The 21,897-nt window shown below is 69.0% G+C and carries 26 protein-coding genes and 1 pseudogene; 10 read left to right on the forward strand and 17 right to left on the reverse strand.

The features are described from left to right. Together ACYVIO_RS41240 and ACYVIO_RS41245 are read left to right on the forward strand one after the other, a co-directional pair. On the forward strand, positions 1–680 hold a 680-nt coding region (locus ACYVIO_RS41240; protein WP_460656467.1), incomplete at its 5' end, for an elongation factor 1-alpha C-terminal domain-related protein. Positions 681–682: 2 nt separating this feature from the next. After that, the gene (locus ACYVIO_RS41245; RefSeq protein WP_460656468.1) at positions 683–1,231 is read left to right on the forward strand and encodes an AAA family ATPase; all 549 of its coding nucleotides are present in this window, start codon (positions 683–685) and stop codon (positions 1,229–1,231) included. A gap of 15 nt (positions 1,232–1,246) precedes the next feature. On the opposite strand, the gene ACYVIO_RS41250 is transcribed toward ACYVIO_RS41245, so the two are convergent. From ACYVIO_RS41250 to ACYVIO_RS41265, 4 genes are read right to left on the reverse strand one after another with little or no spacing between them, the layout of a single operon-like run. Beyond that, complete coding sequence (locus tag ACYVIO_RS41250) at positions 1,247–1,528, reverse strand: hypothetical protein (RefSeq protein WP_460656469.1); 282 nt, start codon at positions 1,526–1,528, stop codon at positions 1,247–1,249. Continuing rightward, a complete protein-coding gene (locus tag ACYVIO_RS41255; protein ID WP_460656470.1) occupies positions 1,474–1,695 on the reverse strand; it encodes a hypothetical protein in 222 nt (73 codons plus the stop codon). Before ACYVIO_RS41255 ends, ACYVIO_RS41250 begins: the two co-directional genes overlap by 55 nt. After that, positions 1,692–2,084, reverse strand: a complete 393-nt coding sequence (locus ACYVIO_RS41260) for a hypothetical protein (RefSeq protein WP_460656471.1) — start codon at positions 2,082–2,084, stop codon at positions 1,692–1,694. Before ACYVIO_RS41260 ends, ACYVIO_RS41255 begins: the two co-directional genes overlap by 4 nt. A gap of 58 nt (positions 2,085–2,142) precedes the next feature. Continuing rightward, complete coding sequence (locus tag ACYVIO_RS41265) at positions 2,143–2,646, reverse strand: hypothetical protein (protein WP_460656472.1); 504 nt, start codon at positions 2,644–2,646, stop codon at positions 2,143–2,145. A gap of 242 nt (positions 2,647–2,888) precedes the next feature. Here ACYVIO_RS41265 and ACYVIO_RS41270 point away from each other — a divergent pair, with 242 nt between their 5' ends. From ACYVIO_RS41270 to ACYVIO_RS41295, 6 genes are read left to right on the forward strand one after another with little or no spacing between them, the layout of a single operon-like run. Further along, positions 2,889–4,460: an ABC transporter substrate-binding protein gene (locus tag ACYVIO_RS41270; RefSeq protein ID WP_460656473.1), complete on the forward strand. Its 1,572-nt coding sequence runs from the start codon at positions 2,889–2,891 to the stop codon at positions 4,458–4,460. Continuing rightward, positions 4,442–5,491 carry an ABC transporter permease gene (locus ACYVIO_RS41275; RefSeq protein WP_460656474.1) on the forward strand — a complete coding sequence of 350 codons (1,050 nt, stop codon included), beginning with the start codon at positions 4,442–4,444 and terminating at the stop codon, positions 5,489–5,491. The genes ACYVIO_RS41270 and ACYVIO_RS41275 overlap by 19 nt, the downstream gene beginning before the upstream one ends. Next, on the forward strand, positions 5,488–6,348 hold the full coding sequence (locus ACYVIO_RS41280) for an ABC transporter permease (RefSeq protein ID WP_460656475.1): 861 nt from the start codon (positions 5,488–5,490) through the stop codon (positions 6,346–6,348). Before ACYVIO_RS41275 ends, ACYVIO_RS41280 begins: the two co-directional genes overlap by 4 nt. Continuing rightward, positions 6,345–6,809, forward strand: a complete 465-nt coding sequence (locus ACYVIO_RS41285; RefSeq protein ID WP_460656476.1) for an ATP-binding cassette domain-containing protein — start codon at positions 6,345–6,347, stop codon at positions 6,807–6,809. The genes ACYVIO_RS41280 and ACYVIO_RS41285 overlap by 4 nt, the downstream gene beginning before the upstream one ends. Continuing rightward, the gene (locus tag ACYVIO_RS41290) at positions 6,806–7,147 is read left to right on the forward strand and encodes a hypothetical protein (protein WP_460656477.1); all 342 of its coding nucleotides are present in this window, start codon (positions 6,806–6,808) and stop codon (positions 7,145–7,147) included. The genes ACYVIO_RS41285 and ACYVIO_RS41290 overlap by 4 nt, the downstream gene beginning before the upstream one ends. Beyond that, positions 7,141–7,746 (forward strand): ABC transporter ATP-binding protein, encoded by a 606-nt coding sequence (locus ACYVIO_RS41295; protein ID WP_460656478.1) that lies wholly within the window; start codon positions 7,141–7,143, stop codon positions 7,744–7,746. Before ACYVIO_RS41290 ends, ACYVIO_RS41295 begins: the two co-directional genes overlap by 7 nt. Positions 7,747–7,830: 84 nt before the next feature. Here ACYVIO_RS41295 and ACYVIO_RS41300 read toward each other — a convergent pair whose 3' ends face one another. From ACYVIO_RS41300 to efeU, 3 genes are read right to left on the reverse strand one after another with little or no spacing between them, the layout of a single operon-like run. Further along, complete coding sequence (locus ACYVIO_RS41300) at positions 7,831–8,727, reverse strand: M56 family metallopeptidase (protein WP_460656479.1); 897 nt, start codon at positions 8,725–8,727, stop codon at positions 7,831–7,833. Beyond that, complete coding sequence (locus ACYVIO_RS41305) at positions 8,724–9,101, reverse strand: BlaI/MecI/CopY family transcriptional regulator (protein WP_460656480.1); 378 nt, start codon at positions 9,099–9,101, stop codon at positions 8,724–8,726. The genes ACYVIO_RS41300 and ACYVIO_RS41305 overlap by 4 nt, the downstream gene beginning before the upstream one ends. Positions 9,102–9,131: 30 nt before the next feature. Next, complete coding sequence (gene efeU, locus ACYVIO_RS41310; RefSeq protein WP_460656481.1) at positions 9,132–9,953, reverse strand: iron uptake transporter permease EfeU; 822 nt, start codon at positions 9,951–9,953, stop codon at positions 9,132–9,134. A gap of 158 nt (positions 9,954–10,111) precedes the next feature. On the opposite strand from efeU, the pseudogene ACYVIO_RS41315 reads away from it, so the two are divergent. Further along, positions 10,112–10,675, forward strand: a pseudogene (locus ACYVIO_RS41315) (phosphatidylglycerol lysyltransferase domain-containing protein); the annotation flags it as partial. Positions 10,676–10,777: 102 nt separating this feature from the next. On the opposite strand, the gene ACYVIO_RS41320 reads toward ACYVIO_RS41315, so the two are convergent. From ACYVIO_RS41320 to ACYVIO_RS41355, 8 genes are all read right to left on the reverse strand, one after another. Then, the gene (locus ACYVIO_RS41320; protein ID WP_460656482.1) at positions 10,778–12,259 is read right to left on the reverse strand and encodes a pentapeptide repeat-containing protein; all 1,482 of its coding nucleotides are present in this window, start codon (positions 12,257–12,259) and stop codon (positions 10,778–10,780) included. A gap of 101 nt (positions 12,260–12,360) precedes the next feature. Further along, positions 12,361–13,269 carry a decaprenyl-phosphate phosphoribosyltransferase gene (locus tag ACYVIO_RS41325; RefSeq protein ID WP_460656483.1) on the reverse strand — a complete coding sequence of 303 codons (909 nt, stop codon included), beginning with the start codon at positions 13,267–13,269 and terminating at the stop codon, positions 12,361–12,363. Beyond that, positions 13,266–14,399, reverse strand: a complete 1,134-nt coding sequence (locus tag ACYVIO_RS41330) for a phosphodiester glycosidase family protein (RefSeq protein WP_460656484.1) — start codon at positions 14,397–14,399, stop codon at positions 13,266–13,268. The genes ACYVIO_RS41325 and ACYVIO_RS41330 overlap by 4 nt, the downstream gene beginning before the upstream one ends. Before the next feature lie 45 nt (positions 14,400–14,444). After that, positions 14,445–15,149, reverse strand: a complete 705-nt coding sequence (locus ACYVIO_RS41335) for an SDR family NAD(P)-dependent oxidoreductase (protein ID WP_460656485.1) — start codon at positions 15,147–15,149, stop codon at positions 14,445–14,447. Continuing rightward, a complete protein-coding gene (locus ACYVIO_RS41340) occupies positions 15,146–16,519 on the reverse strand; it encodes an FAD-binding oxidoreductase (protein WP_460656486.1) in 1,374 nt (457 codons plus the stop codon). Before ACYVIO_RS41340 ends, ACYVIO_RS41335 begins: the two co-directional genes overlap by 4 nt. Then, positions 16,516–17,118, reverse strand: a complete 603-nt coding sequence (locus tag ACYVIO_RS41345) for a DedA family protein (protein WP_460656487.1) — start codon at positions 17,116–17,118, stop codon at positions 16,516–16,518. Before ACYVIO_RS41345 ends, ACYVIO_RS41340 begins: the two co-directional genes overlap by 4 nt. Continuing rightward, positions 17,115–18,245 carry a glycosyltransferase family 4 protein gene (locus ACYVIO_RS41350; protein WP_460656488.1) on the reverse strand — a complete coding sequence of 377 codons (1,131 nt, stop codon included), beginning with the start codon at positions 18,243–18,245 and terminating at the stop codon, positions 17,115–17,117. The genes ACYVIO_RS41345 and ACYVIO_RS41350 overlap by 4 nt, the downstream gene beginning before the upstream one ends. Further along, on the reverse strand, positions 18,242–19,237 hold the full coding sequence (locus ACYVIO_RS41355) for a lysylphosphatidylglycerol synthase transmembrane domain-containing protein (protein WP_460656489.1): 996 nt from the start codon (positions 19,235–19,237) through the stop codon (positions 18,242–18,244). The genes ACYVIO_RS41350 and ACYVIO_RS41355 overlap by 4 nt, the downstream gene beginning before the upstream one ends. 81 nt (positions 19,238–19,318) lie before the next feature. Between ACYVIO_RS41355 and ACYVIO_RS41360 the strand changes: the two genes are divergently transcribed. Beyond that, positions 19,319–20,119: a PIG-L deacetylase family protein gene (locus tag ACYVIO_RS41360; protein WP_460656490.1), complete on the forward strand. Its 801-nt coding sequence runs from the start codon at positions 19,319–19,321 to the stop codon at positions 20,117–20,119. 6 nt (positions 20,120–20,125) lie between these two features. On the opposite strand, the gene ACYVIO_RS41365 is transcribed toward ACYVIO_RS41360, so the two are convergent. Both ACYVIO_RS41365 and ACYVIO_RS41370 read right to left on the reverse strand, forming a co-directional pair. Continuing rightward, positions 20,126–20,782, reverse strand: coding sequence for a response regulator (locus ACYVIO_RS41365; RefSeq protein WP_460656491.1), 657 nt, complete (start codon positions 20,780–20,782; stop codon positions 20,126–20,128). Next, positions 20,779–21,855, reverse strand: coding sequence for a sensor histidine kinase (locus ACYVIO_RS41370; RefSeq protein ID WP_460656492.1), 1,077 nt, complete (start codon positions 21,853–21,855; stop codon positions 20,779–20,781). The genes ACYVIO_RS41365 and ACYVIO_RS41370 overlap by 4 nt, the downstream gene beginning before the upstream one ends. Positions 21,856–21,897 lie beyond the last annotated feature (42 nt).

A 21,897-nucleotide genomic window follows, 5' to 3' on the forward strand; every position in this document is an offset into this window, starting at 1 on the left:
CCTCCGGCCAGCCGCTGCGGTTCCCGGTCCAGTACGTGATCCGCCCGCAGACCGACGACCAGTACCGCGACTACCGCGGCTACACCGGAACAGTTGCCTCCGGCACCGTCTCGGTCGGCGACCAGGTCATCGTGCTCCCAGCCGGACGCCGTACGTCGATCGCCGGCATCGACCGGCCGGTGGTCACGGCGACCGGCACCGCGGTCGTCGAGCGGCCATCTGCGGTCGCCGGAGAGGCCGTCACCATCCGGCTGGCCGACGACCTCGACGTCGCCCGCGGCACGGTGATCGTGCCCGCCGAGGCCTCCCCCACCATCCGGCGCGAGCTGACCGCCACTGTCTGCTGGTTGTCCGACCGGCCGCTCACCGTCGGGACCCGCGTGCTGATCAAGCACACCACCACCACCGCCCAGGCCATCGTCACCAAGATCAACGGCGCACTCGACCTGGAGAGACTCGGAGTCATCGACGCCACCGAACTCGCCCTCAACGACATCGGCAAGGTCCACCTCAAAATCGCCGCACCGCTGGCCACGGACCCGTACTCCAACAACAACACCACAGGATCGTTCCTGCTCATCGACGCCCACGACGGATGGACACTCGCAGCCGGCATGATCGACGACGAGACCGAAGCCGCTCCGTTGGACGAGAGTCGCCAGTCAGCGGCACGATTCTGAGCATGAGCAGCGTTGTTGGACCGGACTGTCTGCTGGTGACCGGGATGCCGGGCGCCGGGAAGTCGACTGTGACCAAGTCGGTCGCCCAGCGGCTGGAGCGTTCGGCTCGGCTGGACGGCGACGAGCTGAACGCGATGATCGTCAAGGGTTTTGTGTGGGCGCTGGGCGAGCCCGCCGACGAAGCCACGCGCCAGGTGGAACTCCTGCATCGCAACCTGTGCGCGCTGGCGAACAACTTCGCCGACGCCGGCTTCACTCCCCTGATCGACGCGATGATCCCGTCCCGCGCGACCCTGGACTTCTTCCTCGAACGCCTCACACCCCGGGTGCAATTCGTGGTCCTCGCGCCGGGCATCGACGTCTGCCGGTACCGCAACACCATCAGGGATCCCGCTGACCGGTTCGACTTCGACGGATACGAAGCTCTCGAGGCCACGATGAAACGTGAGCTCGGCGATGCCGGCTGGTGGCTGGACACCGCATCGCTCACTCCCGATCAGGCCGCCGACCTCATCGTCCGCGAAGGGAGCAGCCGTGCGGTCGTGACCTGATCGGGTTGCGCAGGCTCAGGGTGCGTCGAGGTCGCGGCGCTGGAAGCGCGTTCGGCCGATCAAGGCCAGGGATGCGGCGATCACGGTCAGGGCGATCAGCGGCGTCGCCTCCAGCCGGGCCAGCGGCATCACCGTCAGATGGCTGAACGGCGACAGGTCTACGACCAGTGACGGCAGGTCGAGCAGTGCGCCGAACATGCCGAAGACGAACGCGTAGCCGACGAGCAGCCAGGCCCACACCGTCAGGCCAGGCCGGAGGCCGAACAGGGCTGCGGCCAGCCCGACGACCACCAGCACGGGGGCAGGAAGGCAAGCGTCGCGAGCAGTACCTCGCCGACGACGGCCGGGCCGGCCGCTCCGCTGACCGCACCCAGGCCGACGCCGAAACCGCCGACCACCAGCAGGACGATCGAGGCGAGGACCGTGAAGCCGATCCAGGCCGAGATCCACCGGCGGCGGCTCACCGCGGTCGCGAGCACTGCTTCGGTGTGCCCGGTCCGTTCCTCGGACCGCAGCCGGAGCACCGAGGTGACGCAAAGGCAGCGATCATCAGCGCGAAGAACAGCGCCATCGTGGAGTAGAAGCCATCGGTGGGATCGAGACCGTTGCGGGCGAACATCTCCCCCATCGTCGGGTTCTCCGCCACCGCGTCGGTCACCGAGTCGCTCAACGAGCCGGTGGCCACCGCGAACACGAACAAGCCGGCGGCCCAGCCGATCACCGAAGCCCGCTGCTGCCGTACGGCGAGCCCGAACGGCGCCGACAACCACGCCGTCGCATCCGCCCTCCCGAGCCGCGCGGGAACCAGTCCCGCCCCGACATCACGCCGTACCGCCAAGGAACGCGCGATCATCACCGTCACCGCCAGAAGGGCTACCGGCGACGCTGATCTCGATCAGCAGTGGCGACCACTAACCCCGCGGCGCCTTGCGAGACCGGAACCGCGGCCGGAACTTCGCGTCGTACTCCAGGCTCACGTACCCCGAGGAATGCACGCCCACCGCAACAACACCCACCGCCAGGAACACAATCCCCGCGACCAGCGAGATGTGCCAGAACGCCGCCGTCATCCCGGCGAACGCCGACCCCTGCGCGACCGCCTTGGCCACCCCGACCAGCCGCGACCCACTGACCCGATGCCGAAACTGCTCCTGCCGATTCAGCACCAGCAACGCGGCCAGCAACGGAATCGACACCGCGAACGCGACCACACACACCGTCGCGGACGTATCCAGCTCCGATTCGGTCAGAAACGGCTGCACCACCACCAACCCAGCCGCCGCCAACCCGCCGTACGTCAGATTGGACTGCCGAATCCACTCCCCCTGCACCGCCGGATCAGCAGCAGCCCGCTCCACCTCCTGTTCAACCTCCAGAGCACGCGCCCGCTCAACCAGTTCCTCATCCTCGTTCACCAGCACATCCTCGCCGACGCGCACGGCCCTGAAGATCCGGCCTGACGATCTCAGGACGAAGAGGATGAGTGGCGAGGCGATCTCGTACGAGTCACCCGACCCGTCCAGAGCCTGACGTGGCAGTTGCTTTCCTGCAGGAACGAAGCATAGGTTTCGGGGCGACAACTGCGATCGTGTCGCAGGTAGAGCTGGAGGAACCGGTGAGGTTGAGGGCGTCTTTGGCCGCGGTGGCGGCTGTTTCGGTGGCAGCGGTGTTGGCCGGCTGTACGGCGGGTGTCGACTCGGCGAACACCTCTTCCGGAGGTGCCGCGCCCAAGGAGTTGCGGCTTGCGATCGGTGGAGAGTCCGAGGACGGATACGACCCGACGCTGGGGTGGGGGCGGTACGGGTCGCCGTTGTCCCAGTCGACCTTGCTGGCCCGGGACTCGGATCTGAAGGTCGTCAACGACCTGGCGACCAAGCACTCGGTGAGCGCGGACGGCCGGATGTGGACGGTTGACCTGCGGGCCGACGCGAAGTTCAGCGACGGTAAGCCGGTGACCGCCGAGGATGTCGCGTACACCTTCACGACGGCGAGCAAGAGCGGTGGACTGACCGATGTGACGGCGCTCGAGAAGGCCGTTGCCGTCGACAAGGACACCGTGGAGCTGCAGCTCACCAAGCCACAGAGCACGTTCGTCAACCGGCTCGTGTCGCTCGGGATCGTACCGAAGCATGCGCACGGCAAGGACTACGCGCGCAAGCCAATCGGTTCAGGGCCCTTCACGCTCGTTCAGTGGGACGAGGGACAGCAGCTGATTGTCCAGCGCAACGAGAACTACTACGGGACCAAACCGGCCTTCGAGCGGGTGGTGTTCACCTTCACCGGTGAGGACTCGACGCTGGCCGCCGCCAAGGCCGGGCAGGTGTCGATGGCGGCGGTCCCATCCGGTCTGGCGAAGACCACGGTCAACGGCATGAAGCTCGTGCCGGTGAAGTCGGTGGACAACCGCGGCATCCTGTTCCCGTACGTCACCGACACCGGCAAGAAGTCGACGGACGGATTGCCGATCGGCAACGACGTGACCGCCGACAAGACGATCCGGCAGGCGGTCAACTACGCCGTGAACGGCGACGCGCTCGTGGACGGCGTACTGGAAGGGTTCGGCTCCCCCGCGACCGGGCCGGTCGACGGCCTGCCCTGGTACGAGCCGTCCTCGGCGATCCAGAGCAACGACGCCGCCAAGGCGAAGGCGATCCTCGACTCGGCCGGCTGGACCGACGGCACCGGTGACGGCATCCGAGAGCGCAACGGCGTCAAGGCCTCGTTCAACCTGCTGTACCCGGCCGACGACACCCTGCGGCAAGGGCTCGCGCTCAGCGTGGTCGACATGCTGAAGCCGATCGGAGTCCAGATCGTCGCCAAGGGCGTCAGCTGGGACGTGATCGACAAGCGCAAGCACGTCGACGCCGTGCTGTTCGGCTGGGGCAGCCACGACCCGACGGAGATGTACAACCTCTACTCCTCCACCCAGGCGGGCACGGGGTACTGGAACGCCGGCTACTACTCGAACCCGGCCGTGCAGAAGAATCTCGACGCCGCGCTCAGCGCCACCGACCAGGACGAGGCGACGAAATACTGGAAGGCCGCGCAACGTGATGCCGGCGGCAACGGCTTCGGACCGTCCGACGACGCCGCCTGGGCGTGGCTGGTGAACCTCGAGCACACGTACTTCGTCAGCAACTGCCTCGACATCGGCAAGCCGCAGATCGAGCCCCACGGGCACGGCTGGCCGATCACGGCCGGCATCACCGGATGGCGCTGGAGTTGTTGAGCACGACCGAGGACCCTGTCGACGACTCCATCCGCGGTCGCGGGACAGGCTTGGCAGCCACTGTCGTCAGCAGGCTGGTGCGGCTCGTCCTGCTGCTCGTCGCCGTGGCAGTGGCGTCGTTCGCGTTGATGCTCGGTTCACCGGTGGACCCGGTCGACGCGTACGTCGGGGCCGACATCGCCGCGATCGGCCCCGAGCAGCGAGCGCAGATCGCCGAGCGCTGGGGCCTGAACGATCCGCCGGTCGAGCGCTTCGCCAACTGGCTGTCGCACATCGTCCGCGGAGATCTCGGTCAGTCGCACACCTTCAACCAGCCCGTCGCCGACGTCATCGCCGGCAAGTTCCTGACCAGCCTCGCACTGATGGCCGTGGCGTGGAGCCTGTCCGGCGTGATCGGCTTCGGCCTCGGGCTGATCGCCGGACTCAAGCGCGGCCGCCTTGCTGATCGCGTGATCACCTGGTGGGCCTACACATTGGCGTCCGCGCCGACGTTCTGGGTCGGCCTGCTGCTCCTCTACGCGTTCTCGGTCTCCCTCCAATGGACCCCGGTCTGCTGCGCCGTACCGGTCGGCCAGGTCGCGAGCGAGGTCGGCCTGCTCGACCGCCTGCACCACCTCCTCCTGCCCGCAGTCACCCTGAGCCTCGTCGGCATCGCGCCCGTCGTCCTGCACACCCGGCAGGCCGTCGCCGTCGCGATGGCGAGCGACTACGTCGCGTTCGCCCGCGCGCAAGGTGAACGCACGACCGGCCTGGTCATTCATCGTGTACTACGCAACGCGGCCGGTCCGGCGCTGCTGCTGCAGTTCAGCTCGCTCGGTGAACTCTTCGGCGGCTCGCTCCTCGCCGAGCAGGTCTTCTCCTACCCCGGACTCGGCGCCGCGACCACTGCGGCGGCTCTCGGCCAGGACGTCCCGCTCCTGCTCGGAATCGCCTTGTTCACCACGCTGTTCGTCTACACCGGCAATCAGCTCGGCGACCTCCTGCACACCTGGCTCGACCCGAGAACCCGACGGCTGGAGGCGGCCCGGTGACAGATCTCGTGGCCAAGACCAAGCTCGTGCCCGGCAGGCTGGTTGACCGGCGCCGCCGTACGATCGCGTACCTCGTGGTGTCACTGCTCGTCGTTGTCGGAGTCGTTGTCTCCGGCACTATCTCGGTCGACGCCGCCGGTACGACCCACCTGACCGACCGCAATCTCGGCCCGTCCTGGGACCATCTGTTCGGCACCGACCGGCTAGGGCGCGACATGCTCGCCCGCGTCCTGTCCGGCCTGCGCCTCAGCCTGGTCGTCGGCGTCAGCGCCGCGCTCGTGTCCGGCGTACTCGCGCTACTGATGGCGTGTGCCGCCGCAGTCGGCGGACGCCTGGTCGACCGGGCCGTCACCTGGCTCGTCGACCTCTTCCTCGCACTTCCCCACCTCGTCCTGCTGATCCTGCTGGCCTTCGCCCTCGGCGGCGGTACCCGCGCGGTGATCATCGCGGTCGCCGTCACCCACTGGCCGACTCTCACCCGCGTACTCCGCGGCCACGCCCGCCAGGTGATGTCGTCGGACTACGTGATGATCTCGCGCCAGCTCGGCCGCGGCCGTTGGTGGATCGCCCGCCGCCACGTCGCTCCGCAGCTCGTCGGCCACTTCCTGGTAGGCACCGTGCTGCTGTTCCCGCACGCGATCCTGCACGAGGCCGCGCTCTCGTTTCTCGGCCTGGGCGTCGACCCGGCCGACCCGTCGATCGGCGTACTGCTGGCCGAGTCGATGCGATTCCTGTCCGCCGGAGCCTGGTGGCTCGCCGTACTGCCTGGTCTGTGCCTGCTCGTCGTCGTCAAGCTGGTCGACGCGATCGGCGAGAACACCCGCGCCCTGCTCGACCCGAGGAGCCACCACCTGTGAGCCCACTGCTGGAGATCGAGAAACTGACGGTGAGCTTCGTCCAGTACGAGCGCGGACTGCGGCGCCGCGAGATCGTTGCATTGTCGGGCATGGACCTCACTGCCGACCGCGGCCAGGTCGTCGCCCTCGTCGGCGCGTCCGGCGCCGGCAAAACGCTGCTCGCCCACGCCGTCCTCGGCATGCTCCCCCCGAACGCCACCCAGTCCGGCAAGATCACGTACGACGGCCGCCCGGTCGACGCGACCACCCGCCGGCACCTGGCCGGCCGCGACATCGCGCTGCTGCCCCAGTCGGTCGACTACCTGGATCCGCTCGCGACGATCGGCCGCCAAGTCCGACGATCCGCCCAACTCGCCGGCCGCGCTGAACCGGAACGCGTCGCAGCCAACGCTCTGGCCGAACGCGGCCTCGGAGCCGAGGTCCTCAAGCGCTACCCCCCCCCGAACTGTCCGGCGGAATGATCCGCCGCGTCCTGGTCACGATGGCGACCATGGGCGAACCACACCTGATCCTCGCCGACGAACCGACGCCCGGCCTGCCGAAGGCCGACGTCACCGGCGTACTGCGTGAGTTTCGCACTCTCGCGGACGACGGGCGGGCCGTCGTCCTGATCACCCACGAGCTCGGTGGCGCACTCGAGGTCGCCGACACCGTCGTCATCTGCCAGGACGGCCGCACGATCGAGACCACGACACCGTCGGCCTTCACCGAAGACCGGCTCGAGCACCCCTACACCAAGGCGCTGTGGCAAGCCCTTCCTGTCAACGGCTTCAAGGTTCCCGAGGAGCAGCCGTGCTGATCGCCAAGGACATCTGGTACCGGTACGAGCGTCGCGGCCCGTGGGTCGTGCGCGGTACGTCGTTGTCCGTCGCTCCCGGTGAGGTCGTCGGGCTCCGCGGCCCCAGCGGTTCCGGCAAGAGCACCGTCGGCCGCCTGCTCGCCGGACTCCTCACCCCGGACCGCGGCGAGATCCTGCTCGACCCGAGCAGCGGCGCCCACCCCGTCCAACTCGTCCTCCAGCACCCGGAACGAGCCATGAACCCGCACTGGCGCGTCCGCGACATCCTCGCCGAGGCCGGCGGACAACCCTCCGAGCCCGATCCATCGCTCATCCGGCCGGAATGGCTCGACCGCTTCCCGCACGAGATCAGCGGCGGCGAGCTCCAACGCGTCAACCTCACCCGCGCCCTGCTCAGCCGGCCGCGGTACATCATCGCCGACGAGATCACCGCCAGCCTCGACGCCGTCACCCAGGCCCGCGTCTGGCAGCTCCTCCTCGAACACGCCCGCACCGACGACATCGGCGTACTCGCCATCTCCCACGACGACGACCTGCTGGCCGCGATCGCCCAGCGCACACTCGCTGTCGAACAACAGCCGGCGCCTTCCGCCAGATGATGGGATCACTGACCCCGGCTCGACCGCAGTGATCGGCGCGTCCGGAACGGGCAAGACCACGCTCACCCGCAGCCGGGTCTTTCGCTAGCGGAACAGCATCCCTAGCCAGGCCTCCGCGACGGCGACGAACTCGACGACGGCAACCGCCGTCACCAGGACCATCCCGACGCCGAGCGCGACCATGCCCGCGAGACCGTGCCACCGGCTCGTCGGCTGCGGCCCGGCGATCGCCGCGACCCGCTCGACCGCCTTCGACCCGTTCAGCCCGAGCGCGGGCGCCAGCCCCCGGCCGGACCCAGCCAGCGATGCCTTCGCGACCGCTCGCGCAACCACCTCGCGGTTGCCGACCTCATCGGCGGCGTCCTCGTCGGCGGCCCGCTCAACCAGGAAGGCGACCAAGCTCGAGAGCTTCATCAGCAACGGGTTCATCGCCGCGGCCAGTACGGCGATCGCGACGAGCCGGTGGTGCCTCCGATCGAGGTGCGAGTGCTCGTGGGCGAGCAGTACCTGCCGCTCGATCCCGTCGAACAGCCGCAGCATCCCCGACGTCACCAGCACATGCCCCGGCCGGCCAGGAATCGCCACCGCGAACGGCTCCGGCAGATCAGCAACAGCCAACCCACCGTGCGGTACGCCGATCGCCCGCAACTCGCGGACCGTCCGGTGCCGCCGTACGACCTCCCGGACGAACCGAATCGTCCCGCCGAGCAAGATCAGCGCCGCGATCGACGCCAGCCACCCCGGCACCGGCGTGGGCAACCCGAGCTCAGGCCGCTCGTCGAACGCCGACAACGGCGGCAGGTCGTCGAAGAGCGTCAGCGAGATCAAGGTCAGACTGCACGTGAAAGCCAAAGCCGCGACCGCCGCTCCGCCGGCCGCCACCCGCGCCGCCGCGGTCGGCCGCAGCATCACCGCCATCTTCCCAGCCGCCAGCGGGAACAACATGCTCAGCACGAGCGGCAGGTAGACCCAGACCCTCACGACTCCCCCTCGGACCTGCTCGACAACCACTGCTGCAGGATCTGCGCCTCGTCGTCGTCCAGTACGGCGGCGAACTCGCGCAGCACCCGCTCGCGGTCGTCGACGCCGCTCAACGTCGTCCGCAGCTGCGCCGCCACGGACGCCGCCTCGTCCTTCGTCGGCCAGTACACGTGCGCGCGACCTTGCTCAGCGCGCGCGACCACACCCTTGGCAGTCAGCCGGGTCAGGATGGTCTGCACGGTGTTGTACGCCAGCCCGTCGGCGATCTGAGCCTGAACACCGGACGCGGTCAACGGCGTACTCGACGCCCACAGCGCGGCCATCACCTGCGCCTCCAGCTCACCGGCACCGCGGCGCGCGCTCTTTCCCGTCACAAAGGGCAGCCTAACTCGCAGCTGCCCAGGTCAGGCCGTGACCGGCTGCTTGACGTTCACCGGCCGGAAGTACAGCACCAGCACCGGGACGAGGTAGACCAGCCAGACAGTCGCCTCGATCACTGTCGGGGCCGGGTTGAAGTTGAAGATGCCCTTCAGCAGTACGCCGTACCAGCTGTCGGGCGGGATCACGTGTGAGATGTCGAACGCCAGCGTCTGCAGTCCGGGCAGGATGTTCGCCTCCTGCAGGTCGTGGAACCCGTACGCGAGAATGCCCGCCGCCACGACCACGAGCAGTGCGCCGGTCCAGCGGAAGAACTTGGCCAGGTTGACCTTGACCGCGCCGCGGTAGATCGCGATGCCGCCCCCGACCGACGCGAGCAGGCCGAGCAGCACCCCGACGAACGGTCCCGCCGTGGTCGCGGTCGCCGCGGACGCGTAGACGATGAACGACGTCTCGATGCCCTCCCGGAACACGGCGAGGAACGCGAGCAGGGTCACCGCCCCCGGCCCGACCTGCAGGGCCTCGCCGAGCCGCTCCCGCAGCTCGCCCGCGATCGATCGGGAGGCCTTGCGCATCCAGAAGATCATCGCGGTGACGAACGCGACCGAGACAATCGACATCACCCCACCGATCGTCTCCTTGGCGGTGAACGACTTCGCGGTCAGCGAGGTGATGAACTGCAGCAGCGCCCAGCCGGCCAACGCGGCCACGACCGCGGCGGCCACTCCGATCCACACCTGCCTCAGCCGCTCTCGATGGCCTGACTTGACCAGGAACGTGGCCAGGATGCTGACCACCAACGAGGCCTCGAGGCCCTCGCGCAGGCCGATCAGGAAGTTCGCGAGCATGGGCGGCTCTCCGTTCGGGTGATGAGGCTTGCCTCAGTCTTGAGATCTCCTACACGTTGTAGGGGGTGATCATGTCACGCCGATGTGAGGCGTGGCTTGCCTAACTCCCAACCCGGGTCCGCTGGTCCCGACCCCGCCCCGAGCAACTCGTCCTCGAACCTCGCCGACTTCACCTCGACTCCCGAGCCATGCGCTCGGTCCGCCAAGCCGTCGCCGAAGCCAAACGCCGCGGCTACCAAGCCACCGTCAGCCGACCCGCAAACCTCGCCCCCACCGATCTCGAAGCCCTAGCCCGCACCTGGCGCGACGGCCAAGCAGAACAAGGCTTCTCGATGGGCCTACGCCGCTTCGCCGACGACCGAGACCACGCCATAGTCATCGTCCAGTGCCACAACTCTTCCGGCACACCACCGCAGCCGTCCTCGCCCTGGCCCCTGGAACAACAACGGCCTCGCCCTCGGCCTGATGACCAGATCCTCCAACGCAGACAGCGCGCCGTAGAACTCATGCTCACCCACCTCCCCCAAGAGGCCCCGGCCCTGGGAGTCCACCGCATCTCCCTCAGCCTCGCCGTCTCTCGTGCAGTCTTCGAACGCGGCGGCAAACTAGGCGCCGGCCCGGCCCTCCGCCTCTGGTACCGAACCCTCGTCCTCCTCAGCCGCTTCTCGCAGATCGAGTCCCTCTACCAAGCCAACGCCAAGTTCCACCCCACCTGGCTCCCCCGCTACCGCTGCTCCCCCAAGCCCGCAAACTCCCCCAAATCACGACAGCAGCCTTCCGAGCCGAAGCCTGTCCGCGCTTCCCTACCCAGCATCAGAACCCGATCAAGCGTTCGGCACCCAGTGCGGCAGCTCGAGTCCTTCGACCGGGCCCTTGGGAAGGCCAGTCAACGGATGACCTCCAGACCCCACCCGGGTAGCCGCAAGGTCGACGGACCCGCCGAGATACTGCACCCCGCGCAGGTTGACGCTTCCTCCAGCGAATTTCATCTCGCCGAAAGTCACCGCGCCGCCTGAGAGCTCCGCGGCCGTCAGATTGATCTCGGCACCAGACAGACGAGCGCCTGAGAAGTCGATCGTGCCGCCAGAGATCCTTGCACCGTTGAACGAAATGGCACCTCCCGTGAGATCTGACCGGCTGAAGTCGATCAGTCCCCCGGAGATGTCGGCGATGACGAAATCGATCTTGCCGCGAAGGAACTGCACCCCCAGAAAATTGATCTCCCCGGCAGCGATCTCGGCGGCGCTGAAGTTCACAGTCGTTCCGGCGAACCGGATCTCACGCGATAGCGCAGTATCGCGGGCAAATCTAACCTCGCTCCCCATGAACTTCGCGGCCGCAAAGTTGATCTCGCCACCCAGCAACTCCGCAGCATCGAACCAAACGGCGCCGGCCGAGAACTCCGCCGCAACGAAGTCGACGGAGCATTCGGAGAATGTCGAGCGCGATAGGTTGACGTTGGCACCCGAGAACTTCGCCCCAGCGAAGCTGACGTCACCGGAGCTGAACCAGGCTTCGTAGAAGTTCACATCGCCGGCCATGAAGTCCGCGCCGGTGAAGTGGACATCCGAACCGCCGCATTTGATGCCAGAGAAGTCGACTCGACCGCCGGCGAATCTGGCTCCAGAGAAACTGACTACACCACCGGTGAACATGGATCCGCTGAAGTCGCCACCATCGAACGTCGCGCCGGTGAAGTCAAAGCTGTGACCACGCCACGAGTGCGTGGCAGCTATCCGCAGATGCGTCGAAATCAGCCTGATGACAGTGAGCCGTACTTCGCGCTCGCCCAGATTTCCGCGACCGGGAGTGTACGGCAACCGTAGGTACGCGCAGAGAACGTCGATGCACTGTTGCCGTTGCTCTTCCCAATCGTCAGCGAGCCGCGACATCGCGTAGATGCCGGCAAGTCGCACCGCGGCCTTGTCGTGGCCGATCAGTTCTGCCGCGTCTTGGTACCGACTGCTGAACAGCCTCCTGTCGTCCCGGTGACTGGAGGATTCCTCGACCTTCGCTCGCCGATACCCCACGATGAGAGCGACAGCGGCGCCGACACCGGCCGCGAGTCCGAGAGCGATCTTCACCATGTCGGCCAGCAGCTTCTGCTGGTCGGCGGTTGGCAGCTTCGGCCGCGGTTCGACCCCGAGCAGCCAGGCGAGGAGGAAGTACAACGCCACCGCGCCGCCCACGGCCGCCGCAACGGCACCCGTTGCTTGCAGGACGAGCGGGCTCATCGAAGGCGTGCGGGCAGGATCACGGTCACCGCGGCCGCGGCGTGGTAGCCGCCGGCGCTCGGGCGAGTTCATCAGCGTTCTCCTCTTGGCTCATCACGGCCGTACGTACTGCTCGGAGGAGACACAGTGTCGGACGCCCGAACCTAACGTCCACTCGGGAGCTACTCGACTGGTCAGGCCAGGTAGAGGCCTGCACCGACCAGGACGCACCACGCTCCGCCGGCCACCAGCAGGACCCGGTCGCGGAAGAGTTCGTGTTCGGGGAGTTCGCCTCGGCCGGTGGAGATGAGGAGGGCGTAGCGGAGGAGGGCTGTGAGGAAGGGGAGGAAGGACAGCGCGAGGAGTTGGCGGATGGCGTCGTGCCCCAGGTACTGGAAGGCCCAGAGGCCGTAGGAGAGGGTCGTGCCTAGAAGGGCGACTGTGGTGAGTTGGTCGAGCCAGGCTGTGGAGTACGCCGCCAGGACGGGGCGGCTGCGGGCGTCGCTGGTGGTGGAGCCGCGTTCGGCTCGGCGTTTGCCGGCGACGAGGAAGAGTGCGCCGAAGAGGGAGACGAGCAGGAACCAGTTCGAAACGGCGACGCCGGTTGCGGTGGCTCCGGCGGCAGCGCGGAGGACGAAGCCGAGGGCTACGAGGACGACGTCGACGACGGCTACGTGTTTGAGGCCGAAGACGTAGGCGAGCTGGGCGGTGAGGTAGGCGAGGCCGAGGAGAACGGTCGGTACGCCGAGGATGCCGGCGGCGGCGAGGCCAGCGACGGCAGCGGCCGCTGCCCAGGTGTAGGCGACGGGTGGAGAGACAGCACCGGAGGCGACGGGGCGGTGCTGCTTGCGGGGATGGCGACGGTCGTCAGGGGCGTCGCGGACGTCGTTGACGGCGTAGATCGCGATCGACAGCAGGACGAAGGCGACGGCCGCGACCGTGGCTCGGAGCAACGACTGGGGCTGGTCGATGACTCCTGCCGCGGCGGGTGCGGCGTACAGCATGACGGCCTTGTGCCACTGCTGCGGGCGGCTCAGGTGGAGCAAGGCCCGAACAGAGTCGACAGACGAAACAACAGTCGGCGGCGTGCGGAGGTCGGTCATCGGGTGATCACGTAGAAGAAGTCGCGTTGGTCGTCGATCAGGTAGCGGTCGATCGGCGACTGCATCGATGGGAACAGCCGTCGTCCGGACACGGTCCCGTCCGCGGCGGGCTGCTCGACGGTGAAGCTGACCATCGCCGCGTGGATGTCGAGCTCCATTCCCTGCTGGATGCCGGCCTGCTGCATCGCCGACGCCAGGCTCGCCAGCGTCAGGCCCTGGCCGGCGACGTAGATGAGGTTGCCCTTGGCATCGGTCCCGAGCCCGGACCGCCAGGTGTACTGGAACTGGCTCCGCACACTCCCCCACCGCCCCTGCGCGTTCAGCGTCAGCCCGTCGACCAGCCGTCCACCGGTGACGACCATGTCGAGGTTCTGCCGTACGGCGACCACGTCGGACGACATCTTCACGTCCCGGTTCCACTCAGCGATCCGCGCGGTGCCGTTGCGGTAGATCACCGCCGACGCCCGCCCGTCCACCAGCGGTACGGCGGACGACTCGGCAGTCCACCACCCACCATGCGAGTCGGCCATCTTGAAGCCCGCGTTGAACGCCGCCACCAACCGCGAGCGGTCGCCGGAAGGAATCGAGTACCCGTTCTTGGACGCCATCCCCACCACAGGTTCGCGCGTCCCGGGCATCAGCCGCAGGCCGTCCGTCGCCCTTGGCAACAAAGCCGCAGCTGCGATCACCGGCAGGTGCGCGGAATCCGGCCGGAACCACGACGTCCACACCAGCGGCCGCCCGTGCGCGTCCGTTCGCGCGGCCGTCCACAGACCCTCGTGCGGCAACGCGCTCACCCCTCGGAGTGTTCGCACGGTCGGCAGCCCAGCTGAACCACCACTGACCGGAGTCGGCGCCGGGACAGACGGCATGTCCTGCGGCGCACCACTCGCCGGCGGCGCCTGCCGCGAGTACTTCCACGTCTCAACGGCGTCGATCACACCACCGCCACCGTGGTCACGGACCCACTCCACCGTCCGTACGGCGAAGCTCGCGTTGCCCGGATAGAGCAGCGCCCGTGCGTACGAAACTGCGGGGGCGATCATCAGCACACAGACCACCAGAGCGATCACCCGCCGCCGGCGACGACGACGGAGCTTCTTGGCCGGCAAGGGAAGATTCTGCTTCATGCCACCAGTACAACGACTACTCGCTGAGAGGATCCGGAGAGCGATTCAGCGCAGACTCGCGGGTAGCAACCGCGACGGCACCAGCCGCAACACCCGCACTGCAAGCGCCATCGAAGGTGGTGCCCAGACCACCACGCGCCGACCTCGTAGCGCCCGGGCGACGCGGCGAGCCACCTTCTCCGGCGTCGTCGACAGCGGCGGCCGCGGCAAGTCGGCGGTCATCCGGGTCCGCACGAACCCGGGCCGCACCACCAGAACCCGTACGCCGGCCGCCGTGGCCTCCGGCGCCAGCAACACCGCGGTGGAATCCGCGAGCTGCTTGCCCAGCGAGTACGCCGCGATCGACCGTCGCGGCCGCGCGGCAGCCGCCGAGGAGAGCAGCACGAGCTGCCCAGGACTACGCAGCCGTCGGACCAGTGCACGAACAAGTAGTGCCACCGCGACCCCGTTGACCACGAGCCCGTCGTTGAACGACCTCTCCGCCATGGTGCCCACGGCAATGACCGCGAGATCCAGGTCGTCCTCGGCGGTCAGGTGGCCGAGCAGCCCGTCGATCTCCTCGGCGTCCAGCGCCGCGTCGTACTGGACCGTGGTCACGTAGTACCCGTACTGCCGGACCTCCTCCGCGTTCGCCCAAAGCTCTCCGCTCGGACGCCCGGCGAGCACGACCCGGCGCGGCGGCGGTCCGAGGATCTCCTTCAGCACCGCCAGCCCGATCTCCGACGAGCCACCGACCAGCAGCGCCGTCATGACAGCAGCTCCAGCCGTACGGCGAGCGCCGACGCAAGGCGCCCGGATGGATCCAGCCGTCGGCGCGTGCGTTGCCAGGTCTCCAGGCGCGGGTACATCGTCGGGATCAGCGCGGGGTCGGTCACCGCGTCCTTTGCCAGATAGACCCGGCCGCCCGCGGTCGCGACGATCTCGCCGACCGTCCGGAGCACCGAGCCGTCCCCCAGCCCGCGGGCCGGCAGGTCGAGCGCGAGCGTCAGCCCTGGGATCGGGAACGAGAGCGGTCCGGCCGTCCCGAAGCCGAGGTTCTTCACCGTCGTCAGGGCCGGGAACAACCGGTGCTCGACCAGCAGCCCGAGGATCTCCCCCACGACGGCGGACGCACTGACCGGTACGGCGAACTGGTACTGCACCAGACCAGCCCGGCCGAACGCGGCCGGCCACGACTCCGCCCGATCCAGCGGAAACAAGGCCGTTGTCAACGGCAACAACTGGTTCTCACGGGCCGGGGACAGCCTCCATCGCGCCGAGGACGCCGCCGCGATCGCCGGCCGAAGCATCACCCCGGGCCCGGGCAACGACCGGATCGATCGGCCCGCGCCCCCACCCCGCCGGTCCGGGAACGGCGGCACGGCAGGCGGGAGGTCACGGGTCCGGGCGGGCCGGCACTCGTCGACGACCCCGCGCCCCGACCGCGCTCCAGCCCGATGGGTGTCGAGCCAGGCGACCACGTGCAGATCCGGATCGAGCTCCTGCTCTTCCGCGAGCGACCTCATCACCCCGAGCGTCTCCTCGAGCGAACGAGTCCGGCGGCGCCGTCGCCGTACCCAGCCTGTCTCGACCCGTTGCAGCTGGACGGCGGCCTGCAGGATCACCCCGGTGAGCCCCATCCCACCGATCGTCGCCCAGAACCCGTCCGAGTCCTGCCCCGCCGACAGCCGGTCGATCCGTCCGTCCGAGCGCAGCAACGACATCCACAGCACGTGGTGACCGAACGACCCCGCGCCCGGGTGGTTCTTCCCGTGCACATCGCTCGCGATCGCTCCGCCGACCGTGATCAGCTCAGTGCCCGGTACGACGGGCAGCATCCACCCGAGCGGCAATGTCTGCGTGATCAGGTCACTCAGCAGCGCCCCGGCCTCGACGACGAGGATCCCTTTGCCCTGGTCGAAGGAGAGCACGTGGTCGTGCGCGGTCATGTCCAGTACGGTCCCGCGGTCGGGCAGCGCCGCGTCGCCGTAGCTGCGTCCGGCGCCGCGCACGGTGAGCCGCGAGGACGCGGTGACGACCCGGATCAGCTCGTCGTCTGATGCGGGCCGCCGTACGACGGCCTGCCGGTGGTTCGCGCGGCCCCAGCCGGAGAGCGCGGTCAGCGACTCGTCCGGGTTCATCCGGCCTGCTTGGCACCGCGACGGCTGCGCAGGATCTCGAGCCCGACCGGGATCACCGAGACGATCACGATGACACCGATGATCGGCAGCAGGTACTTGTCGATGCCCGGGATCTGCGCGCCGAGCAGGTGTCCGGCGAGCACCAGTCCAACCGTCCAGACCAGGCCGCCGGCCATCTGCCAGCGGGTGAACTTGCCGGCGTCGATCCGCAGCGCACCGGCGAGCGGGTTCATCACCGTGCGGACGCCGGGGATGAAGCGGGCGAGCACGACCGCACGGCCCACGCCGTACGACTCCAAGTGCTCACGGGCGCGATCCGACGCCACGGCGAGGCGCGGCCGGTTCAGCAGGGACGGGCCGAACCGCCGCCCGATCAGGTAGCCCACCTGGGCCCCGGCGAGTGCGCCGATCGCCGCGAAGACCATCGTCACCGGGAGCGAGAGCCCGATCCCGGTCGTGGTCAGCAGTCCGGCGGTGAAGAGCAACGAGTCTCCCGGCAGGAAGAACCCGACCAGCAGGCCGGTCTCGGCGAACATCACCAGCAGCACGGCCCACGGTCCGAAGTGGGACAGCAGGCTGTGCGGGTCGAGCAGATTCATCGGTCCAACTCCACGATCGTCGGGATGTCCAGCAGCTTCGACGGTAGGAACTCGTCGCTGAGAGCAGGCTGAGCGAGCGCTCTCCGGTACGTCCGCAGGTGCTCACCGAGCACCGCGGACCACGTCATCAGCGGATCGGTCGACCGGTTGTGCTCCTGTACGGCGCGCAGCCGGCCGGCGTCGCCGAGCAGCTCGGCCGCGACGGAGGCCATCTCCCGATCGCTGTCGACCAGAAAGCCTTCGATTCCCGGCCGGATGAACTCCCCGACGCCCCCGGAGGCCATCGCGACCACCGCGAGCCCAGCGGACCGAGCCTCCAGCGCCGCGACCCCGAAGGACTCGAGCCGGGCCGGCGCGAGGTACACGTCGGCCGCCGCATAGAGCTGCTGAATCTCGTACCGGGTCAGGCGACCCGGCAGCTCGAGCCAGTCCATCTCGTCACGGCGGGCTGCTCGTGCCAGGGCCTTCGCCTGCGGACCGGTGCCGACGACAACGGCTCGGATCGGCACGTGCGACCTGAGCTCCTGCAAGATCCGGAGCAACGCCATCGGCCTCTTGCGGTGGGTCAGTCGCATCGTGCTCACCACGGTGAGCGGGTGGTCCCGGCGTACGGGCTGACGCCAGGGGCCGGGATCGATCCCGTTGTGCAGGACCTCGACCGTCCGGCCGGGTAGCGCAGATCGCAGAGCGTCGGCCACCACTTCGCTGACCGCGGTCCACTGGACCAGCCGCCCGAATCCGCGGTCCAAGGTGGCCAGCATCCAGGGCACCACTACGCCCCCGGCCGCGGGCAGCGAGTGCATCGTGAGCACCACCGGCACGCCGAACCGCGCGGCGACTCGCGCCGCGTTCCAGGCCAGTGGCGAGAGCAACGACGAATGCGCGTGCACGAGGTCGAACTCGCCCGCCTGCAGCCGCCGATCGAGCACGTCCGTTGCCGTCGGCAACCCACCGACCGCGGGCAACCGAATCAGCGGTACGTCGCTGACCGGACTCTCCGCCTCGGTGAGGGTGAACACCGTGATGTCGTGACCGGCGCCGATCAACCCGACCGCGAGATCGTGGACGTGCAGCTCGATCCCGCCGAGCCGCGGCAGGTACACGTCGCTGACGACGGCGATCCTCATGCCGTCACCGCCCGGCGCCGGTGGTGCAGCGTCCAGAGGGCGAGCGTGACGCCGCCGACCGGGATCTCCAGCAGGTACGTGAAGCCGCGGTACAACAACAGGCCCGCGGCAACCGCCGCCGGATCCCCGCCGAGCGCCACGAGCGCTGCCGTCGTACCGACCTCGACGACTCCGGCACCGCCTGGTGTGATCGGGATCAGCGTCAGCAACCGCTCGACGGCCAGCCCGGTGATCAGCACCGGAACGCTCAACGAGGTCCCGAGTACGGCGTAACACAACCACAGCAGAGCGAGCTGAAGCAGCAAGTACGCCGTCATGCCCACGGTCATCGGTCGCCAGCCGCGACGGAACACCCGCAGTACGGACTCCCTCAACCGAGGCATCGCCTCCGCCGGCGTCGCCTTCAGCCGCACCAGCCGGGCCGCCCGTTCCAGGCCGCGCCCTGCCGACGCAGCGGCACTCGGGCTCGCGAGGAACCACGCGACTCCAGCCAACGCGGCCACGACCGGAAGCGTCAGCAGGCTCGTCCGGCCCAGCGGCAGGGCAGCGCTGCTGTGCGCCAACGGGATGAGCGCCAGGGCGACAGCGACGACGCCGAGCTTCGCGAGCACGTTGAGCAGCGTCGTCACCGCCAGGAACCCCGCGAAGGCTCCGGAGGTGAAGCCCCACCGGCGCGTCATCGCGAAGTTCAGTCCCGTCCCTGCGGCACCGCCGAGCGGGAGCACGTTCGACACCGCGCTCCCGGTCAGGCTGAGTGTCAGTCCGCGCCGCTTCGTCAGTCCCGGCAGCGACGCCGCCAGGACGAACGAATGCGCCCACAGTCCTGCGATCCACACCACCGTCAGCGCCAGCAGCCCCGGCCACGAGACGCGCGCGAGCACCACGCCGACCGTCGACCACGTCGTACCCACTGCCTTGGGCAACAACCCGAGCAGCGCGACCGTCGCGAGACCGGTCAGCGCCGACGTCACCACCCGTCGTCCTGTCGTCATACGGCTCATCGTGGAAAACGCCCGCTGAGCAGCCGCTGAGAGCAGCTCGTACGCCGGGGCCGCGGGTGCGATGCTCGGCGTATGGCGTTCACCTTGGTGTCGTTCCACGCCCATCCCGACGACGAGGTCCTCCTGACGGGCGGCACCCTCGCGCGCCTCGCAGCGGAGGGCCACCGCGTCGTGCTCGCCGTCGCCACCGAAGGCGAAGCAGGCGCCGCCTCCGCGTCGTACCGCGATGCCCTCGCCGACCACCGCCGAGCCGAGCTCGAACGCTCCGCCGAAGCGCTCGGCTGCGCCCGCGTGGTCCGCTTCGCCTTCCCGGACTCAGGCTGGAGCCGCACCGAGCAACCCGCGCCCGGCGCCTTCAGCCAACTACCACCGGCCGAAGCCGCCGCCCCGCTCGTCGACCTCCTCCACGAAGAACAGGCCGACGCCCTCACCATCTACGACCCAGCCGGCGGCTACGGCCACCCCGACCACCAACAGGTCTACCGGGCCGGCCTCGAAGCCGCCCGCCAGGCCTGCACCAAGTTGGTGCTGGAAGCAACCATCAACCGCACCGTCATCCGCCGCCTGATCCGCCTCGTCGAGGCCGTCCCCGGCGTACTCCCCGATGTCCACGCCGCCGACTACGCCACCGCCTACTCCCCCGCCGAGTCCATCACCCACCGCGTCGACGTACGCCAGTACGCCGACGCCAAACGCCGAGCCTTCGAAGCCCACACCAGCCAGGCCACGTCCGACGAAGGTACCCGCACTCTCGCCCTCCTCCTCAGACTCCCACCCTGGCTCTTCCGGCAGGCTCTCGGCCACGAGTGGTTCGTCGAACACGGCCGCCCGCCCGGCCCACCCCTCGACGACCTGCTCGCCAGCCTCCGGTAGCAAGGCTCACCCGGTCGTGACCAACCCGGCCCGGAAGGCGAGGATCACCAGCTGGACCCGGTCGCGAGCGTCCAGCTTGGTCAGCAGGTGAGCCACATGGGTCTTCACGGTGCCGACCTCGATGTGCAGCGCCGCGGCGATCTCTGCGTTTGACAGGCCTTCGGCGACCAGCAGCAGAACCTCGCGTTCGCGGCCGGTGATCGCCGGCAAACGCCGTACGCCGGAAGCCGCCGGTGACTCGGGCCGCCGCGCGAACTCGTCGATCAGACGGCGCGTGATCGACGGCCCGAGCAACGCATCACCGGCGGCGACGATGCGGATCGCGGCCAGCAACTCGGCCGGTGGAGTGTCCTTCAGGAGGAATCCGCTCGCGCCACCGCGCAGCGCCGCGTACACGTAGTCGTCGAGATCGAACGTGGTCAGGATAAGGACCTTGGTCGTGGACGAACTCGTGATCACCCGGGTCGCCTGCAACCCGTCGGTTCCAGGCATCCGGATGTCCATCAGCACCACGTCCGGCCGGGTCCGCGCCGCGACCTCGATGGCCGCGGCGCCGTCCTCTGCCTCGCCGACCACCACCAGGTCGGTCGCCGTGGACACGATGCCGTGCAACCCAGCGCGCACCAGGGCCTGATCCTCAGCGATCACCACCCGGATCCTCATACCGTCTCCGCCCGCAACGGGATGCGCGCGAGGACCTCGAATCCCCGGTCCGGAAGTGGTCCCGCCTGCAGTGTTCCGCCGTAAAGCGTGACGCGCTCGCGCAAGCCGGTGAGCCCGTGGCCAGGGCGTGGCGCGCCAGTGCAGCCGGCGCCTCGGTCGACGATCCGCACGGACAGTTCGTTCGGCTGGTAGCCGACGACCGCCTGGGCCTCGGTGACCGCGGCGTGCTTCACCACATTCGTCAGCGCCTCCTGAACGATCCGGTACGCCGACAGCTCGACGCCCGCCGGGAGCCCGACCGGTATGCCGGTCACCGCCAGCTCCACTCGTACGCCGGCCTTGCCTGTCTGGGCGACCAACTCGTCGAGCTGGGCGAGCCCCGGCGACGGAGCGAGTTGAGTCTCCTCGTCGGAGCGGAGGACCCCGAGCAGCCGGCGCAGCTCGACGAGCGTCTGCCGCCCGGTGTGCTCGATCGTGGCCAGCGCATCGCGCGCCTCGCCCGGCCGCTGGTCGATCACGAGACCGCCGTAGCCGGCCTGAACGGTGATCACCCCCAGGCTGTGCGCGACGATGTCGTGCAGTTCCCGGGCGATCCTGATCCGCTCCTGCTGCAGTGCGAGCTCGGCCGACTGCCGACGGTACTGCGCCGCCACGCGACCCGCGATCCACGCAGCGAGCACCATGATCCCGAAAGGGACGACCGCGCCGGTGTGCCTGAAGTCGGGCAGGGCGGTGGCAATCACCGCCGCCTCGGCCGCCGCCAGCAGCACCGGCGACCTCGGTCGATCCGCGACGCGGAAGAGCGCCAGGCAGACCACCGGTACGGCGACGAACGCGAGCGACGACTGGAACGGCGTCAGGACCAGCGGGACGAGGCAACAGATCGCGGACCAGGCCGGCCGCCGCCGTACGAGCGCGATCGCGAGCCCGGCGAACGCCGTGCCGACCAAGGCAGGCAGCAGCTGGCCCTTGTGGGTGAACAGGCCCCACGCGACGAGGCCGTAGACCGCGGCGAATGCGCACTCGGCCGCGACGAGCTGGGCGGGCCGCAGACGGGTGACCTGGACTGCCATAGCGACGACAGTAGGCCGCCCGACGGCGGCCGGTCATCATCC

The organism is Kribbella endophytica (assembly GCF_054781295.1).